Origin of the sequence: Lysinibacillus sp. LZ02, from assembly GCF_050613145.1 — a bacterium.
Lineage (GTDB): Bacteria > Bacillota > Bacilli > Bacillales_A > Planococcaceae > Lysinibacillus_B.
The window spans coordinates 1,865,930-1,884,530 of the sequence record NZ_CP192507.1; the positions used below are offsets into that span (position 1 = coordinate 1,865,930).

An 18,601-nucleotide genomic window follows, 5' to 3' on the forward strand; every position below is an offset into this window, starting at 1 on the left:
TCAATTATGGAAACTGTAATAGAAATTAAACATTTAAGTAAGTCATTTGGTCATCATGAAGTATTAAAAGATGTAAACTTCAATGTTCGTAAAGGCGAGGTTGTTTGTTTAATCGGCTCTTCTGGATCGGGTAAATCAACATTATTACGTTGCATTAATTTACTTGAAAAGCCAAGTGGTGGCGAAATTATTTATAAAGGCGAAAATATTTTAGATGACAAGCATGATATTGAAAAATATCGTACACATTTAGGAATGGTGTTTCAACAATTTAATTTATTTAATAATTTAGATGTGCTCGGTAACTGCATTGTCGGTCAGCAAAAAGTGTTGAAGCGCTCTAAAGCAGAAGCTACGGAGAAAGCATTAAAATACTTAAACATCGTCGGGATGGATAAATATAAAAATGCAAAACCTCGTCAATTATCAGGTGGTCAAAAGCAACGTGTTGCGATTGCCCGAGCATTAGCAATGGACCCAGATGTGATGCTGTTTGATGAGCCGACATCCGCACTTGACCCAGAAATGGTAGGGGAAGTATTAAAAGTAATGCGTATGCTTGCGGATGAAGGGAATACAATGCTTATCGTTACACATGAAATGGAATTTGCTCGTGAAGTATCTGACCGAATTGTTTTTATGGACAAAGGGGTTATTGTAGAAGAAGGACATCCAGACCAAGTACTCGTAAATCCACAGCATGAACGAACAAAAGAATTTTTAAAGCGTACATTAAAGTAAAAAAAATCGACAAGGCGTAAGCTTGTCGATTTTCATTATTTACGAGAATTCCATTCTGATATGAGTATAAATATAATAGCAAATGCAAATGCAATAGCGAAAAACCATGCAGGGACACTACCGAATGCCATAAAATCACCTCTACTCTCTAGTGTAGCATGCTAGCAGTTTCTCAGCATAATAAAAGTGCAATATTTTTACTGAATTACACGTTTCAGTACACAATCATCCGAAAATCGTTTAAAATAAACTATAGATGTTAGAGAAGATTTCTCTATAAAAAGTGAGGTATCATAATGTTACATTTAAATTGGAAAGACGCACCAACGATTCGTACAGTAAAATGTGTACACACAAATGCATCAAAGTATTTAGTATCAAATGTATTAACAGTTGGTAAAGAATACGAAGTGAAAAATGAAACAGAAGAATTCATTTTCGTCATCGATAACACAGGAAAAGTTGGCGGTTACTACAAAGAGTATTTTGAATAAAAGAGAAAAGCCGGTTCGCATGCGGAATGTGAACCGGCTTTTAGTTGGTAGAACGCTAAATAATGATACTTTATATTATATAAGCGTAGATTCGGTTTGCTTCCGTTTTTCGTTAGCCACTGCTTGGACACGTAGCGTTTCTTCCAAGTCTTGCAGTAGTTTAAGCTGCGTTTCTTTAAAGTGGTCGACCGCTTCATGTGTAATACCTGTACTTGACCGCTTTATGTCTTTAGATGTAATACTCGCCATTTTTGCATTTTTACGCATTAATTCGTCGGAAGCTTTTAGGAGTCTTTCCTGTGCAGCATTTGCCCGGCGCTGCTGATTCATGCTAAGAAGCATAGATATTTGCGATTGCCAAAGGGGGATTGTAGACATAACTGACGTTTGAATTTTATCAATTAGCATTTGATGTGTCTGTTGAATCATCCGAATTTGCGGAGCAGACTGAATGGCAATTTCACGAGAAATTTCTAAATCATATATGCGACGATCCACCCATTCCAACCGCATATACCAATCTTGCAGTTCTTGTTGTACCATAGGATTTTCACTTGTACTGGCTGTTTGCTGCATAGCAGGGAGTACATGATGCTGAATTTCGTGCCGCTTCCTTTCACCCGCTGCAATATAAATATTGATCTCATGAAAATAATCTTCATTTAATTTATAAAGTTCATCTAGCATAGCAAAATCCGCAAGTAAACCTTCCTTTGCATGTGATAGCTTAATACCTAAGCGTTCAATATGTTTACTTAGGCGTCTATAATTAGACATGGTTTGTTGGATAGAAGCTGTTTGCCGATTAAATAATTTCCCAAAAAAGCTCTTTTTGTTTTCAATTAATGCATCTGGATTGATTTGATCGAGCTGTTCCATCAATTGAAATAAAATATCACCAATTGCTGAAGTATCTTTTCGTTGAACATGTATTAATAATTTGGTTGAAAAGTTTTTTAAAGCTTGTTGTGCAAGCTTTCCAAAAGAAATAATGTCTTCGTAATTTTTAATATCGAGTTGTCCGGCTAAATCGAGTGAACGTTTTTGGTTTAGTGGACTAAGTGCTGAAAATAGGGGAGTAGCAGAGTTGTTCTGTAACTGTGCCTCATATTCTTGCTTTGCTACTTCTGCTAATTGGCTACCTGACGACATAAAGGCGTCAAATGGGTTTTCTTGTATCATTCACCGCCACCGCCTATTTTTTCTCGACTTTGTTCATTTGCAAGCTTTGCAAAATCAAGTTCAATTTTTAATTGATCAATATCTGATTGAAGTGCTAATTTTAAGTCGTTTTCAATTGTTCCATGTAAATCTTTTAACGTTTTCCGCGTATCTTCTAATGCTATATGAATGTCAGTGCCTTTTACTTGCTCTTTTGTCAGTAACGTATATTTATCTGCCAATTCTACCGCTGAAGGTAGGTGAGCATAGAAGAAATCTTCGACTGCATAAAACTTTTGTGGATTTGTATGGACGATATTGATAATGCGTTTTGCTACTTTATTTGTTTCATTGAGTAATTTGAATGATTTAATAGAGCGAACACGAATGTATTGCTGTGTTAAATTATTTAGTTGTTCCCGTGCGAGCTTTATCTGTGCTTCGATATGTTTGTATTCTTCTTTTGTCATTCCTAACTCTTTACTACGCTTTCTTTTTTGGATAGTTAAAATAAGCTTATTACTCATATAATATCCACCTATTAGTACGGCTAGGCCAAATAATCCTATATCAAAATTCACAATGGAAATTATAAGAAGAGCAGAGCTAATGAAAAAGTTTAAAGCGTGTCGTGTTATAAAATGCATGGCACTTAACATAGTTTGTACCTCCAATCAAAACGTTTCTAATATATACGGTGTAAGTGATATAAAAGTTTCATTCACCTCATCATATCATAAGAAAAAGCCGGATATTAAACAATATCCGACTGCATTCCTTTATAGCCTTTTAGGTCGTCAAAGACTTCGAGTGTAAATTGATTGGACGCTGCTTGTAAGCTAACCCCTTTTTGCACAAAGTGAATAAATTCATCGACAGCATTTGTACGGCCCTCTACTTCCACTTCGAGTTGGTTGTTGCTGTTTAACTGACAGTATCCTTTTAAACCTAATTCAATCGCTTTTTGTTTAATGAAAAATCGATGACCAGTTCCTTTTACATCTCCGAAAAATATAACTTTTATACGTTTTGCCATGATTACTCACCCTTTAAAAAGTAAGTGAAGCATTTCTTTACTTACTTATAAATTGTTAAGCTAAAGTAATTCTTTTTCACCAATAAACATATAGGATGCAATGTATTACATTGATTCACGTTCTTTACGGATTGAATCGATTAATTGGTTAATATAGTACAGTACTTGATTCGAAGCTTGTTCAATTTCTTTTAAATGCACTTCAGCTTCCGAGATTTGGTTGTTATTATACGCAACGACTGCTGCCTTTGCTGAGCTGTGTACTTGTTCATGGTAACGATCTAGTTCACGATAAGATGAATGTGCACTGAATCGTTCGCGTGTTTTATCTGAGAAGTACCATTTACCAAGACGACATTCTTTATGTGATGATACATCAGATGGTGTTAGCTGTTCTAACCCTAAGAACATATTATATACTTTCCATTTCCATAAAATATGGTCTGCTTTCGAAAGTTGTAGTAGAGCAATGCTTGATAACTGTATATTACTGCTATCGATAATATCTACGCGGAAGCGGTTAATTTCTTGACCTAATAAGTGAATATCACGAGAAGTACTTGCTCCGTGAATGCGAATTTCTTCTTGCAGTTGTGAAATATGCATCATACGAGTCGATACTTCATCAATCGCTGCCGCTTGTTGTTCAGAGACAGCTGCTGTATTTGTGACATCAATATTAATACTTTCAATCGTATCAACGATGGAATTGAGTAAAGGTAAGGATTCTTTCGCTTCGTTCGTTGCTTCTTTAATAATGCCTGTTGTTTCTGTAATCGATTTTGCAACGGAATTGGAATAACTCTTAAGTGATTGCACATTTGTTGACACTTCACTCAGGGCATTTACTGTACTTTCCGCTAATTTACGAACTTCTTGTGCAACAACAGCAAATCCTTTTCCGTGTTCACCAGCACGTGCTGCCTCAATCGATGCATTGAGTGCCAGTAAATTTGTTTGATCCGCAATTTGGTTAATTAATGTTACGACACTTTCGATATCGTTCACGTGCTTTTGTAGGTCTTTGAAGCTTGCTACAATGGACGTAAATGTTTCTTCAGTTGTAAAAATTTCAATCAGTGCTTGCTCAATGGATTCTTTTCCTTTTACTGCATTTTCAACGGATTCGTTCGTTTTCTCAGCGATATTGCTTGATGAGCGGGCAATTTCGTTTATAGAAGCAGCTAATTCTTCTGCAGCAGCAGTAGATGTAGAAATTTCGTCGGTTTGGTAATCAAGGCTCATGATTAAGTCTTTCATATACATGATTTTTGCATTAACATCCATTAATGAAGCAATTTCTTCCACCACATTTTCTATAATACGTTCTGTCATTACTTCCACTAAAATTTCTTGATCAATATTTACGGCAGCAGATACAGATTTCATATAGTCAAATGCTTTAAAAGGCTTTAAAGCGAAATTATATAAAAGATGTGTGTTTAAATAAAAAGAGAATTGATTAAATACAACAATGAGCTTTCCTGGTTCAAATTTGCAACGACGTAGGAAATCAAAAAATCTAACTGTGTGATCGATATAAGTATCATTTCGTTCTGCAAGGAAGAATTGACTTAAATACGCATCGATGTGTGTCTTTGAAACAGGGTTTTTACCGGCTGGTGCAATCTCATCCAAGTATTTTGAAAAAATATCATTCATTGTTGGTGTACTCTGTTTAAGGCGCTCATAAATCTCTTTTAAATTTTGCTGATCGTGTAGGTTAAAATGATTAAAAGCTAAAGTTTGTTTAAAACGGCCTGTGGCATTTAAGTCTGTACCACGTTCAAATAATAAATCAAGATCGGCTTTTGGTTTAATGGATGAAAACATATTTAGTGGAATACCTCCCAGAATATACTTATACAATATTTTACCACATGCTAAGTTGTAATAATAGACATACTATAACATTCTGATAAAATACAATAATATAGAAAAGAAAGGGTTGTCGATCATGTATAAAATTATTTATATGAAGGCGGATTTTGAACCATGGTGGCTATTTGAAGGGTGGGAGTCCCATATCGTGTCGACATACCAGTATGAGACGAAAGAGGAGTATGAGAGCGCACTAAAAAAACTGTTAGCGAAATTACGCGCACAATTTGAACATGAAGAAATGCGCAAAGAACAGTTTATTGCATTTTGGAATGAAGAGGATTGCGAATTTTGTGAGGGGTGTGATGAAGACGTCCAAATTTTTCACGGGCTTATTTTAGAAGCACCTAGTCTAAATATAAAAGAAATGTATAATTTACAGAAATAAAAGAAAATTTTCTAAAAAGACTAAAAAATTGTTTGACATAGTGTTAAATGATGGTATAATTAAACCAACAATAAAATTGCTTGGCCGGAATACAGATTCACATATTACAAAGAGTGATCGGTAATTTTGACGGTACTCTTCGTAATATGTGAATTTTTTTATCCAGTTAAAGAAATTTCATATTGTTAACATTTATTTTTTTGGAGGTTTTCTCACATGAAACAAGGTACAGTAAAATGGTTTAACTCAGAAAAAGGCTTCGGATTCATCGAAGTAGAAGGCGAAAACGATGTATTCGTACACTTCTCAGCAATCCAAGGCGAAGGTTTCAAAACTCTTGACGAAGGTCAAAAAGTTGAGTTCGAAGTTGTAGATGGCAACCGCGGACCACAAGCTGCTAACGTAATTAAACTTTAATTCTCAGCAATTAAACAATAACTATGTTAATTCAAGACATTCCACACTGTGGAATGTCTTTTTCTGATTTTATGAGGTATGAACATTTCTAATCATTCGTGCTTTTTTGGGACTGTTTTCACTCTTTTCTCAGCAATCATTAATACGATCACAGCAATGACACACCAGAAGGCAAATAACAAGGAATCTATCCAGTTATGAAATAGGTATCCATCAAAATTGAAAAACTGATGAATGAAAAAAGCCGCAACAAATAATCCAACGAAAAATACATTGCGGTTCATAAACTCCTCCTCGTCTTTCTATACTGACTTTTATCGTTATCTGAGCTCTACAAGCATCCAATCATCATTATTCCAAATACTCATTAAGACAAAGCAAAACGAAACAAGAAACCTAGCTCAACTAAGAAAGAAAAATTCCTTCTCATAACGAGCAAATTCCTAAACATATATTACCAGTTAAGTAACCGTTGATTTCCGCTCCATTCGGCTCGCTTTCCACGGGCATGGCTTCAGCCTCCTCGTCGCTCATACCTCGGTGCTACTGTCGCTGCGCTTTCGTCGCAAATAAATTTCCTGCGGGGTCTTCAGGCCAACACGACGTTGGTCATGAAGGCGGTGTCACAGGACGTGACGGTTTTAGCCTTCGTTCCTTTATTGCTATTCCCGTAGGAAGCTTTGCACCTGCCGCTTCACTTCCGGTGCAGAAAAACATTGCTCTGTAGCGAAAGGCGCATGCCGTCAGCTACACCTCGCCGATTCCGCTTCAATCAACGGGCAAGTCATTTTTGATCACATTTTTCTAAAAAAAATGCTTCTATAAAGGAAATATTTTTTTAATCAATACACTTGGTTGAGTACAATAATCAGTTGTTAAAAATAAAGAGAGCTTCTCATCCATTTCGGTAGAGGCTGGGCAATTATACATGCAAACGGAAAGAAAATGATTTCTTTTAAAGAAGAGAAATATTTTTCTAGCACATCGAGAAGTATTCACTTTTGCCGTAGCGCGCCATAGCCACAGGAGCCAAGATTTTCTTTGCGACGAAAGCGTAGCGTCAGGAGCAGGAACAGGAGATCCAAACAGGCCATGCCTGTTTTAGCTCCTGTGTAGGCTGTGGCAAAGCGCGGAGGCTATGATACATGTCTTTTACTATTCAACTGGTATTTTTAGGATGTATTTTTACTCATTCAGAGTTCTTTTTGTTGCATCATGTACACGCCTTTGATCGTGTAATACTTTAAAGAAACTGGTAGATGTATTACCAAAAACAATGAATGAGAGATTGCCAGCTACGATGAATCGTGCGTTCTATTCAAATAAATGAAGCAGTAATATAAGATAGTATATCTGGTGAAAGGGAGTAGTGAGTGAACAGAAGATTACTAACTACATTCGGCACGTTCATTGTACTGATAATTGTGTTCTTCTGGCTATTTGGAAATGATGAAATCAATCGACATACAGCGTCTAATCAACTTGAAGAATATGCACCGGGGGAGGCTGAGCGGTTAGGGGAGCTTGCTTTTACTGCTGCAAGTGAGGTGCTAAATAGGGAAGACTTTGGCAGACTGATGATGTTAATGGATCCCCGAAGTCCAGAGCCGTATCTTGAAATCATCTTAGCTGATATGGATGAAATATCAACTGCAAAGATACATCAACTGCAGCAACTTGTAGCAGAAGTGGTTTATGTGGAAACAAATAAGGATTTTTCAATTACGATTCGAACGAAAAGTGACGAAGAACGGCTAGACGAAGAATGGCAACCAATTTTTTCGATCATCGGAAACGAGACAGAGAAAAAATTTAAGACCTATCGAGGTTTTGCACATTCCTTCTCCCCAGCACCACTCGAAATTATTATTAAAACGCATTTATCCAATTCGTCACAACAGCAAGCAAAGGAAATAAAAGCCTTTGTCACTGCACTCATCGAAGAACATCGGCAAGCGTTATCGGTAGAAGGCATTCCGTATGAAATTATTATCCGAGACAAAGATAATCAACCATTTCACGATATATAAAGAACGTTTTGCCATTGCGTTCCTACAAGGTGCAATGGCTTTTAAACATCAATAAACGTCTTCATGTGTTTTGACAAACTTCGCTAGCTCTTTTTTGTCCTTAATGAGTGGAATGTGCTCTTCAAATACTTGAATTGCTACATCATAAAATCCCACATAAAACTGTTCCAATTTAAAGCCATCTTGTTGCAAAGCTTGCAAGATCGAAAATGCCTTTTCTATATCATCATCCGTAAGATCTTGTGCGATATGAACATTTATGTCCCACCATGTATAAGCTTTATGCTCCTCTAAAGGAAGGTTCACTGGTAATGTTTCATCAAATCGTAGTCCAATCGATAGACCATCAAACACTGTGTAATATCGTTTAATAATAGGCCAGATAAGCTGGTCTCCCTGGTGAGTCCAATATTCATAACCATACATATCTTCTACTGTTCCACCACTAGATGTTTCCACATAAAAGGAAACATCTGTTGATTTAGCTGTTGCTGTTGTAAAATACTTCCCACCATCCAGCCGGTCGAAACGAATAGAACCAAGTTCAAATTCATCTTTATACCGTTCTTCTAAATAATGATTCATATATTGTCTCATTTCATTATGTTTCCAAGGTAAACCATATGCTAGATAGATATAACCGACAACACTTACGATAAAAAATAGCGAAATGCCGATCACTACGATACGAGAAAACAAATGCATGTCAGTTACCTCCTGCTACTAAGAACGAGCTTGAAATAATGTACTTGAACTATCTCTGATTATCAATATATCAATAATGCTAATTAATGTAAAAATAATGTTGGTTATTCATTCATTCATTCATTTCGAAAGTGAACCCATAGAGATATACATATATTTGGAATGTTTTAGTGATACGGCGTACATATCGTATAAAACTATTCAGTCGCTGCTTTGTGGATTTTTTTCAAAACAACCCATAACAAAAGTACATAGACAGGGTATAAAGTAATGACCGAAATAATATTTAATAAGAATGGTGTAGTTCCCATATTCGCAACTTTTGCCACTGAAGAGAACCAATCAACGATAAGAAATAGGAATAATCCACTCGCTACTAATGAAATGAAGAAGCCGTATCCAAGATCTTTCGATTTTTTCGTAATAATATAGCCGATTATGGTAGAAAGAATGATGGAAACTAGAATCGAGATAGGGTATAACGTTGTAATTGTTTGAATAGGCATATGCTTTTCCTCCTCCTGCAATTATTGCTAAATAATTTAAGTATATGAGACGACACCCCTTGATTATTATAATGAAATAAAAGTTTCGTCAATTTTAGAGATGAAGCATGGATTGTAGTTGAAAGAATACGTGGAAAACAGGATGATAACAACGTTTCTGTTAGAAAATGTGTAAAAAGCGACCTCTTTTTGTATAAACTGAAAGGCACTCGATTTTATTGTTACATTTCAATGATTTCACTCTAGCTTTATTAGTTATTGCAGTTATACTATATAGAGAGTGTGTGGAGTAAATTATGACTGGAGAGATAGATAATGGAAATGGGAAAATACCAACAGATGATCTATAAACGCATATATGATACGTTTCAAAAATGGGATGAATTCGATTTTATTATAGAACGAGAAATATATAGTTTTCTTCATAGTTTAAAAGGAACAGCGGGATCAATTGGATTAAATGAACTATCGGCAATTGCTAGTGAAAAACTAGATTCTCTAATAGATGTTAGTGAAAAACAATGGGAGAAAGAAGAATGGAAAAACTATCTTTCACCAATCATCGAAGCCATTAGCTTTTATCAAGCGAATCTTGATATTCACGATGTAGATAATTCACAAGTGTATTCAGTAGATCATGTTGCTAATCGAGAATTTATTTTAGTAATCGATGATGATATGATCTTCATTTCTTATATAAAAGCTGTGTTAGAGAAACAAGGATACGCAGTCCTCGTTGCACACAATGGTAAACGAGGATTGGAATTAATTTATGAGCTAAAGCCTTCCATTGTATTTTTAGATATTATGTTACCAGATACAAACGGTTTTTCTATATTGCAAAATATCAGAAAAATCAATAAAGAACGTATGTTTGTCGCTATTATGAGTGTAAAAGATTGCAAAGAAAATCGAAAACGAGCATATGATATGGGTGCTTTAGATTTTATCCCTAAGCCGATTGATGAAGAGATACTAGTTGCTTATGTAAAAAATCGTTTAGCTTATAAAAAAGAGTTAGAGCATTCTATTGTGATAGATGAACTAACGCAAGTGTATAATCGTAAATTTATGGATACGCAGCTGCAACAGTTGATTCAACTTTATATTCGAAACAAGGAGCCTTTCTCAGTTGCCATTGCTGATTTAGATTATTTTAAAAAAGTAAACGATACATACGGACATTTGGTCGGTGATGAAGTATTAAAAGGGTTTGCCAATTTAGTGATGAATGCCAAACGTGAGCAGGATATTTTCTGTCGCTACGGCGGGGAAGAATTTGTCTTTTTAATGCCACAAACCGCTATTGAAGAGGCCTATATGTTACTGGAAAGACTCCGAAAGTTGATGGAACAAAAATATTTTATTGGAAATGGTGCGAAATTCCAAGTGACGTTTTCATCTGGCGTAGTGGAAGCGACTGCTACAAATCTTCATCCGAAAAAAATGTTAGAAGAGGCAGACCAGGCCCTTTATCATGCAAAGCAATCGGGAAGAAATCAGACAGTTATGTTTGATAGCATAGCGGAAGTTGTCAGAAAACGCCTTAAAATTAATATAATTGTGATTGATGATGTGTTCATCATCCGAAATCTCATCACAAGTCACTTCAAACATTGGGAGTCAGGTGAAAACTACGATATTGAAGTGATGGATTTTAGTGACGGTGTGAGCTTCCTACAGTCTAATTGGTATACAGAAAATAGTAAGTATATCATTTTACTTGATGGTATGATGCCGAAAATGGACGGCATTGAAGTATTGAAAAAAATAAGAGAAAACTACTCATCAAGCGATGTGATTGTCTCGATGTTAACGGGTCGAAAAGGCGAAGAATATGTGTTAGAGGCGCTAGAAAACGGTGCGGATGACTATATTGTCAAACCATTTAATATAGCAGATGTATCCAATCGAATAATTAGTTTAATAAACCGTTTATTTATTTAATTTGCAATGAGTAAAAATGCATCCTAAAAATACCCATTAAATAGTAAGATGTATTAAAAGAAAGTGGTATCATAGCCTCCGCGCTTTGCCACAGCCTACACAGGAGCTAAAACATGCATGGCCTGTTTGGATCTCCTGTTACGGCTCCTGTGGCTATGGCACGCTACGGCAAAAAAAGTGAATGCTTCTCGATATTCTAGAAAAATCATTTATCTTCTCTATGAGGAATCATTTTCTTTCCATTTGTACGTATAGTCCGTCTAGCCTTTACTATAATCAATGAGGATTGTTCATCATTTTTGAGCAATCGCTTATTTTATTGAACAATAGTTGCTTGTAGCGGAGGCACGAGAGTGTAGCTGACGGCATGCGCCTTTCGCTACAGAGCAAAGCTTCCTACGGGAAAAGCGAGACAATCAAGACCCCGCAGGAAATTTATTTGCGACGAAAGCGCAGCGACAGGAGCACCGAAGGATGAGCGACGAGGAGGCTTGATCTCGCCCGTGGAAAGCGAGTGCCGGAGCGGAAAGCAACGGTTACTAAAATGGTAATATATGTTTCAGGGTTTGCTCATTGTGAATATTTAAAGTAAGAAATGAGGGGGAACGATGATGAAAAAAATATTAGTGGCAGATGATGAAGAAATTCTACGTATGCTTATTTGTGATACGCTGGAAGATTTAGAGTATGAAATTGACGAGGCAGAAGACGGGGTGGAGGCGCTTCAGAAAATTAATGAACAAACGTATGATTTAATTGTGTTAGATTACATGATGCCAAATTTAACTGGGGTCGAAGTAATAGAACGTCTTCCTAGCCATGTAAAAGAAATGACGCCCATTTTAATGCTCACAGCGAAAGCGCAAGAAGCAGACCGCCAAATGGTATTAGAAAAAGGTGCGCATTATTTTATGTCCAAGCCATTTAGCCCAGTGGAGTTAATGGGGCTAGTGGAGGAGATTTTAAATGTATAAATCTTTTCCATTATTTAAGAACAATATTCGTGATCGATTTTTTAAAATGTTGTTTACGTTAACCATTATTTTTATTGTCATTGTCATTCTGTTTTTTCTATATGTGAAGTTTAGTAATGAGCGTTTGGCAAAAGAACGAGCGGAAGTCAGTGAAAAAGCTCAAATTGTTGATGACTTAGAAGAAAGTTATAATGGAATATTTTTCCGAGCGAGAGGTTATTATGCGTTTCAAAATTACGAGGAGCTCAATTTATTATACAAGGATTTAGAACGATTTGAGCTACTTTTAGATGAGTTTGCTCATTTGCCTCTAACAAAGGAAGAAAAAGCGATTTATGCTGAGTTAATGGAGTTTCATCAAAGTTATAAGGCAGATATTTTACCCGAAGCAATCAGCTATGTTGAGGCAAACGATTATGAGTCATTAAGAGCACTTTCAAGCAATGGCACAAATGATCTTGTCAATAAATTTGTAGCGTATACAAAAACAGTTGATAAGCAAACGGAGGGTAATTTAAAAGAGCTATTTTCAAGAACGCTTGAACAAGCGCAACAATTTACATTACTATCGCTGCTTTTAGGTGGGCTAGTATTGCTTTTTGTAGGGATCATAATGCGCAGAGTATTGTTAAACTTAATCCAACCGATTGAGCGACTAACAGCAGCTGCCAATGCCATTGCTTCAGGGCGCTTCATTGACCTTGGTGGTCTAGTTCGAAAAGAAGATGAGCTCGGGATTTTAGCGAATTCATTTTATCACATGACACGGTCTATTCAAGAAAAGGAAGAAGTATTAACTACTCAAAATGAAGAACTGTTAGCACAGCAAGATGAATTACAAGGTAATCAAAATCAATTGCAACATTCTCTCGACCAATTGCAAAAGTATAATCAATTAAATCATGTGTTGACCTTTACGTTAGATAAACAACAATTATTAGCAGATCTTCATAAATATTTAAATGAAATTTATGAGTTTGATACGAGTATATTGTATTTAGTAGAAGGTCAGTTACATGTATCGAAAGGATTAACAAAACAATCCGCCGATTTACTCGTAGAAAATTTTAATCTGGATAAACAAGTTCGATTAGAGGAAGAAAAGTCTTTTGTTATTAAGCGCGAGGTAACGCTAGCATCACAAGATATTGCACAGCAGTCTTATTTCTCGTATGATCTTTATTCCTCGGTATTAAATTCTGAAGGACGCTTAGTTGCTGTGATGATGGCTACGCGAGAAGGGTATAAGTATTCAACGCAAGAAATCGAAGATATAAACGGTTTAATGAATCGTGTCTCAATCGCTTTTGAACGTATTTTAATGTATGAAGAGGTAGAGCGGTCTCGACAGTTAAATCAAAATATTATTGACACCGTTAATGAAGGCATTCAATTCGTTTCGCCTACGGGAGATGTCGTTTTAATCAATGAAGCACTGTCTCGAATCATCCGCTATCATAATAAAATGGACTATCAAAATGTTGCTCAATGGATGTGGCTGAAGCATTTTCAGACCATTACAGATCAGCCTGAAGAATTGACGTCCTTCTTTAAAAATGCGGTTGTAGAAGAGTTTGAAGATACGCGAACGATTCGCTATTCCATCTTAGAAGATACACCTGTTTTTGTGGAAGTATATGCAACAAGTGTGTATGAAGGGCAGGAAAAAATAGGCACGATGTTTGTACATCGTGATATTACAAGAGAATATGAAGTGGATCAAATGAAGTCGGAGCTCGTAAGTACAGTGAGTCATGAGCTACGTACACCGTTGTCTAGTGTGTTAGGGTTTACAGAACTTCTATTAACGAAAGAATTGAAGCCTGAGCGTCAAAAAAAATATATTGAAACAATCCATAAAGAAGCGATCCGTCTGACGAATCTAATTAATGATTTTTTAGATTTACAAAGAATGGAATCGGGAAGACAACAGTATAAGATGGAGCAGCTGTCTATAGGTGAGGTGGCGATTGACATTGTGAATCGCTTCCGTCATGAAAAGAATCATCGGGTGCACTTAATTGATAAGGCCAAAAACGTGAACATTACAGGTGATCAAGAAAGATTAGTACAAGTACTGATCAATATTATCGGTAATGCCATTAAATTCTCTCCTAATGGGGGAGATGTGACCATGACGCTTGAAAATGTTCCAGAGATGGTGCAGATTGGTGTAAAAGATCAAGGAATTGGTATTCCACAAAATGAAATCTCAAAACTGTTCCAAAAGTTTAAACGCATTGATAATAGTGCAAGACGAAAAATTGGTGGTACAGGTCTAGGTCTCGCGATTTGTAAAGAGATTGTGACGCAGCATGGTGGCGATATATGGATCGAATCTGAAGAAGGGCAAGGCACAACCGTTTACTTCAGATTGCCAACTCATCATGCAAGTCAAACACTTAATGACATGAACGGATTAATCGATGATACTGGCTTAAATGTGATGCTAGTGGAAGATGATTTAAGCTTAGCCTTACTGTTATCGGAAGAATTAAAAAGTAAAGGGTTTACAGTCATTTATCATGATGATCCTAAACGAGCATTTGAAGAAGCACTGAAGACACCACTTGTTGGGATTGTCATCGATTTAATGCTTGGTGATGATATAAAAGGATGGGATTTAGTACAATTACTAAAAGATACAGCGCAAACAAGTACGATCCCAATTATTATTTCTTCTGCCTTAGACGAATCGAAAGAAAACGTCGAAAAGTTTAAAATCGCAAAGTATTTTACAAAACCATACAATCCACAAGAACTTTCTAAAATACTGGTAGCATCATTACCTGCTAAATCAGATGAAAAAAATGTGATGACGAACAACCATCTATCGAATGTCTAGTAAAACATAGTTGCTTTTTTCCAAACACATTGGGTATGTCACCCAATGTGTTTTTTCATGTAGTAAAAATAAAGGTTTCTACAAACATACATCTTACTGCATAATCGTCACAATCAACCCGTTCATATTATCACCTGAAACCTTATACGAATGTGTCGTCGGTACGGGAATATGTAAAGATTCTTGTAAATCATAATAAAGAACTTTGTAGGTGTGACCTTGAATACGTGTTGTAATGGACTTTTCCTGCTGTAAATGGCTTAAATATTCCTCCAAAGTCCAATCATTTTTCGTGATGATTTCGCTATGCGGCAAGCCAACATAACGAAAATGCCATGGCTCATGCTGGATACCCGTAATATGTGATTTGTTCGGAGGATAGCGCAAAATAAAGCCGTATCGCGCTGCGTGTCGTTTTAGCCAAGCCGCTTCTTCTGAGCCTTCCATTTTTCCTGTCGTGGAGCCGATATCAACAGAAAGACCGACATTATGCTCGCTATAACCCGCAGGCAGTGCTAAATCAGCCCCCATTGTGTCAAAAAGCTGCTGCTGTACTGTGTCACTACGATAGCTACTATTCACGATAAAATTCGTGACGCCATCTTGATTAGCGGAATCCATCATGGCTGAAAAAGGTTGTAAAATTTGTGTGGCCATTTCAATCGTAGGGTCGAAGGAAAAGCTTGTCGTATTTAATGTAGATAGCGCTACTAAATCGTTCGGTCTCGCACGTTCACTCATAGGATACTCACTATTCACAAGCAATAAATCGCCAAAGTGGGTAGCCTCTTCTGTCACAGTCATTTCTGAAAATGCGATATCCTCAATCGAATCTGTTGAGGTGACTTGATCTATACCGATATAACTAAATTTGAGATTCCCACGACTAAAGTCGCCAGCCCTAATCCTTACGGATGAACGGGTGGGATTCTTGAATGACTAAGCGTTCGCAGTCCATTTCTGTTTTGAACAGCCTTCAAGATCAGGGCATCTCATTGCCCTTCCTAAGACAGCGCCTATAGCATCTTAGGCTGATTGACTATTACCATCAATCACAGGTGCATACCTGATATTCATAGCACCTACTAAATCACGATGTTTTTCAAAGCCACATTTACACTTATATTTGCGGTCTTTTGCTTTATTCTTTTCAGCACATTTAGGGCATGTTTGGCTTGTATAAGCAGGATTCACATATTCAACCTTGATGCCAACTAATTTTGCTTTGTACTCAATGAATTGAGACAGGCGATAGAATGACCATGTGTGCAAATTTTTCTCGTTTTTACGGCTTGTTCTTGCCGTCTGCCGGATATTCGCTAATTGTTCTAAGCGAATAACAGAAATCTGATTGTCTTTTGCAAAATTTACAATTGCACGACTTACCTTATGGTCTTGGTCTTTCATCCAACGCTGTTCTTTATCTTCTGAATGACGAATGGCATGGAGTTTTTTCTTCTTACTTAACTCTTTACGTTCAGAACGAAACTTACGCTTCATATACTTGTTTTGTCTGCCATTACCAAAAAAACGAACACGTTCATCATCTGTGACCGCAACGGCAGGGACTTTCAGACCTAAATCAACACCCATGACTTTCACACCTGTTCCTTCAACAGTAGGAATAGTGACGGAAATTTGGGCAATCCATTTCTCTGCTTTCTTTGTGATGCGGAGTGTTCCTAATTTGTGTTTAAGCAAATCAAAGTTTCGGTTGTCTTTATCCACCAACAAAGCACGAATAGGTGTTTTAGTTGCTTTACCATCAAGCATAATTGGCATGGAAATGTGCGTGAAATCAAACGAATAGTTTTGATTGTTCCAAATGCAGACTGGCTTTTTCAAAACAGGAACAGTAGTGAATTTGCTTTTCTTAACTTTCTTAAACACACCTTTAGCATCTTTAATGGCTTGGTTCTTGACCGCACTTGGCAAAAAAGCAGCAATGTCCTTACTTGATTTCTTTGTGCTTTTCTTTTCAGCCACCATTTCAGCCACAAGACTATTAATAGTGGCTATATATTCTTTGCTCATGTCTTGCAAGATGTTTGCTTGCTCTTTTGTTGGAAGTAGTTTCAATTTGACTGTGAGGGTTTGCGACATGATTTCACCCCCTTGTTTTTTGTTGTTCAACATAACCGCTTTATCGTTTCGCTTGATACATTTCCTGCGGTAGAAACGAAGTATGAGCGTGTCCACAAACTTGGCAAATGCCGAAGATGCGGAAATTCTTGACGCAATTTCTTAGAAGTCACCCCTTTAATTTTTGCCATCATATCCGCAGGACTTAATGATGGGAGTGCGTTGAGAAACATATGCGTATGGTCTTTATCACATTCAAGAGCAACAATTTGTATTTGCATTTCCTCACACACTTCATGTACTAATTCTTTAAAGCGTTGTTCAACCTCTGTTTTAAGAAAAATCTTTCTTCTGTATCGAGGACAGAACACAAATTGATAATGCAATAAAGATACCGTTGTGCTTTTTCTTCTGTATTCGTTCATGTATTTATTGTATCAGCTGACATAAAAAACTACAACAAATGAGCAACAAACGTTCGGTTTATTGGTAACACTCCGTATTTGACCTTACTATCATCCCAGCGATCGCACCGTAGTAGGCTTTCTCGTTCGGAAAATCTGTAATCAATACTATGAACAGGAATAATTTCTTCATCTGTCTATCTCCTAAATGTTTTAATATGAGCATATCGTATGACATTTAAGAAGCAGTAAGGGACTTTCTGAAGATTTTCTTAAGAATGGCTTAATAATTTCTGTATACTCAGTAGTTACATTAATTAGCGATAAATGGCGCTTGATGTATATAGGTTTGATCTTTAACGTGCTTGATGATAAAGGCGGCTATGTCTTGGTTTGTTATTTTACTCCCTGGCATATCTGTGAGGTGTTCTTTTATTGCACCGGTTTCTTCCTCATCAACGACAAAGGGGAGTCTAATTAATGTCCATTCAATGTGTTTATGATCGAGAAGAAAATGCCATTCTTTTTGCTTATCTGCTAGCAGTTTAGATAAGAAAATTTTAAATAGTATAGCGCCTATTTTATTTAGCAAGCTCTTTCTGTCTTGTTGAATTGTGAGCGATCCGCCTGTAACACCGATATAACGTTTAATTTGTAAATCATCCATGAGGGTAAACACGTTTTTAGTTACTTTACTATAGAGAGGGTCTGCTTTAACGGGCTGACCAAATGCATTAATGACGATTTGAGTATCTGCCAATAACTTTCGCAGATCTTGTAAGTTATGTACATCACCTTGTATAATTTTGATTCCACTTTCTAAGGGAGTTAAATTGCCTGGGTTTCTCACAAGCATTTTTACTTGATAGCCGCTTTGTACTGCTTTCGTCGCAATATAACGACCTACTTTCCCAGTTCCTCCAATGATCGCTATTGTATTTGTTTTGTCCATAAAAGCACCTCCGATAGTTTACTATAGTTATACGGCTA

General features: G+C 36.6%; 18 protein-coding genes and 1 pseudogene. 8 read left to right on the forward strand and 11 right to left on the reverse strand.

What is annotated here, in order from left to right:
* Positions 1-6 precede the first annotated feature (6 nt).
* Both ACQQ2I_RS09070 and ACQQ2I_RS09075 read left to right on the forward strand, forming a co-directional pair.
* A complete protein-coding gene (locus ACQQ2I_RS09070) occupies positions 7-741 on the forward strand; it encodes an amino acid ABC transporter ATP-binding protein (RefSeq protein ID WP_431030204.1) in 735 nt (244 codons plus the stop codon).
* Between the two features lie 296 nt (positions 742-1,037).
* A complete protein-coding gene (locus ACQQ2I_RS09075) occupies positions 1,038-1,235 on the forward strand; it encodes a DUF6501 family protein (RefSeq protein WP_391369895.1) in 198 nt (65 codons plus the stop codon).
* A gap of 75 nt (positions 1,236-1,310) precedes the next feature.
* On the opposite strand, the gene ACQQ2I_RS09080 is transcribed toward ACQQ2I_RS09075, so the two are convergent.
* From ACQQ2I_RS09080 to ACQQ2I_RS09095, 4 genes are all read right to left on the reverse strand, one after another.
* A complete protein-coding gene (locus tag ACQQ2I_RS09080) occupies positions 1,311-2,417 on the reverse strand; it encodes a toxic anion resistance protein (protein WP_431030205.1) in 1,107 nt (368 codons plus the stop codon).
* Positions 2,414-3,055 (reverse strand): 5-bromo-4-chloroindolyl phosphate hydrolysis family protein, encoded by a 642-nt coding sequence (locus ACQQ2I_RS09085; RefSeq protein WP_431030206.1) that lies wholly within the window; start codon positions 3,053-3,055, stop codon positions 2,414-2,416. The genes ACQQ2I_RS09080 and ACQQ2I_RS09085 overlap by 4 nt, the downstream gene beginning before the upstream one ends.
* A gap of 95 nt (positions 3,056-3,150) precedes the next feature.
* Positions 3,151-3,432, reverse strand: a complete 282-nt coding sequence (locus ACQQ2I_RS09090) for an acylphosphatase (RefSeq protein WP_431030207.1) — start codon at positions 3,430-3,432, stop codon at positions 3,151-3,153.
* Positions 3,433-3,537: 105 nt separating this feature from the next.
* Positions 3,538-5,265 (reverse strand): methyl-accepting chemotaxis protein, encoded by a 1,728-nt coding sequence (locus tag ACQQ2I_RS09095; RefSeq protein WP_431030208.1) that lies wholly within the window; start codon positions 5,263-5,265, stop codon positions 3,538-3,540.
* 124 nt (positions 5,266-5,389) lie between these two features.
* On the opposite strand from ACQQ2I_RS09095, the gene ACQQ2I_RS09100 reads away from it, so the two are divergent.
* Together ACQQ2I_RS09100 and ACQQ2I_RS09105 are read left to right on the forward strand one after the other, a co-directional pair.
* Positions 5,390-5,701 carry a DUF1033 family protein gene (locus ACQQ2I_RS09100; RefSeq protein ID WP_431030209.1) on the forward strand — a complete coding sequence of 104 codons (312 nt, stop codon included), beginning with the start codon at positions 5,390-5,392 and terminating at the stop codon, positions 5,699-5,701.
* A gap of 216 nt (positions 5,702-5,917) precedes the next feature.
* The gene (locus tag ACQQ2I_RS09105; protein WP_036158806.1) at positions 5,918-6,118 is read left to right on the forward strand and encodes a cold-shock protein; all 201 of its coding nucleotides are present in this window, start codon (positions 5,918-5,920) and stop codon (positions 6,116-6,118) included.
* A gap of 92 nt (positions 6,119-6,210) precedes the next feature.
* Here ACQQ2I_RS09105 and ACQQ2I_RS09110 read toward each other — a convergent pair whose 3' ends face one another.
* Complete coding sequence (locus tag ACQQ2I_RS09110; protein ID WP_431030210.1) at positions 6,211-6,402, reverse strand: hypothetical protein; 192 nt, start codon at positions 6,400-6,402, stop codon at positions 6,211-6,213.
* 1,089 nt (positions 6,403-7,491) lie between these two features.
* On the opposite strand from ACQQ2I_RS09110, the gene ACQQ2I_RS09115 reads away from it, so the two are divergent.
* Positions 7,492-8,148, forward strand: coding sequence for a hypothetical protein (locus ACQQ2I_RS09115; RefSeq protein WP_431030211.1), 657 nt, complete (start codon positions 7,492-7,494; stop codon positions 8,146-8,148).
* A gap of 48 nt (positions 8,149-8,196) precedes the next feature.
* Here the strand turns inward: ACQQ2I_RS09115 and ACQQ2I_RS09120 are convergent, their stop codons facing one another.
* Together ACQQ2I_RS09120 and ACQQ2I_RS09125 are read right to left on the reverse strand one after the other, a co-directional pair.
* Positions 8,197-8,853, reverse strand: coding sequence for a hypothetical protein (locus ACQQ2I_RS09120; protein ID WP_431030212.1), 657 nt, complete (start codon positions 8,851-8,853; stop codon positions 8,197-8,199).
* Positions 8,854-9,050: 197 nt separating this feature from the next.
* Complete coding sequence (locus ACQQ2I_RS09125; RefSeq protein WP_431030213.1) at positions 9,051-9,359, reverse strand: hypothetical protein; 309 nt, start codon at positions 9,357-9,359, stop codon at positions 9,051-9,053.
* A gap of 315 nt (positions 9,360-9,674) precedes the next feature.
* Here ACQQ2I_RS09125 and ACQQ2I_RS09130 point away from each other — a divergent pair, with 315 nt between their 5' ends.
* The 3 genes from ACQQ2I_RS09130 to ACQQ2I_RS09140 all read left to right on the forward strand — a co-directional run bounded on the left by ACQQ2I_RS09130 (position 9,675) and on the right by ACQQ2I_RS09140 (position 15,125).
* Complete coding sequence (locus ACQQ2I_RS09130) at positions 9,675-11,306, forward strand: GGDEF domain-containing response regulator (RefSeq protein ID WP_431030214.1); 1,632 nt, start codon at positions 9,675-9,677, stop codon at positions 11,304-11,306.
* A gap of 611 nt (positions 11,307-11,917) precedes the next feature.
* A complete protein-coding gene (locus tag ACQQ2I_RS09135; RefSeq protein WP_431030482.1) occupies positions 11,918-12,280 on the forward strand; it encodes a response regulator transcription factor in 363 nt (120 codons plus the stop codon).
* Positions 12,273-15,125: an ATP-binding protein gene (locus ACQQ2I_RS09140; protein WP_431030215.1), complete on the forward strand. Its 2,853-nt coding sequence runs from the start codon at positions 12,273-12,275 to the stop codon at positions 15,123-15,125. Before ACQQ2I_RS09135 ends, ACQQ2I_RS09140 begins: the two co-directional genes overlap by 8 nt.
* A 93-nt stretch (positions 15,126-15,218) precedes the next feature.
* Here the strand turns inward: ACQQ2I_RS09140 and ACQQ2I_RS09145 are convergent, their stop codons facing one another.
* The 4 genes and pseudogenes from ACQQ2I_RS09145 to ACQQ2I_RS09160 all read right to left on the reverse strand — a co-directional run bounded on the left by ACQQ2I_RS09145 (position 15,219) and on the right by ACQQ2I_RS09160 (position 18,563).
* On the reverse strand, positions 15,219-15,929 hold the full coding sequence (locus tag ACQQ2I_RS09145) for a M15 family metallopeptidase (RefSeq protein ID WP_431030216.1): 711 nt from the start codon (positions 15,927-15,929) through the stop codon (positions 15,219-15,221).
* Positions 15,930-16,151: 222 nt separating this feature from the next.
* Entirely contained in the window at positions 16,152-17,228 is a 1,077-nt protein-coding gene (locus ACQQ2I_RS09150) for an RNA-guided endonuclease InsQ/TnpB family protein (RefSeq protein ID WP_431030217.1), read from the reverse strand.
* A 4-nt stretch (positions 17,229-17,232) separates the two neighbouring features.
* Positions 17,233-17,632, reverse strand: a pseudogene (tnpA, locus tag ACQQ2I_RS09155) (IS200/IS605 family transposase).
* A gap of 292 nt (positions 17,633-17,924) precedes the next feature.
* A complete protein-coding gene (locus tag ACQQ2I_RS09160; protein WP_431030218.1) occupies positions 17,925-18,563 on the reverse strand; it encodes an NAD(P)-dependent oxidoreductase in 639 nt (212 codons plus the stop codon).
* Positions 18,564-18,601: the final 38 nt, after the last annotated feature.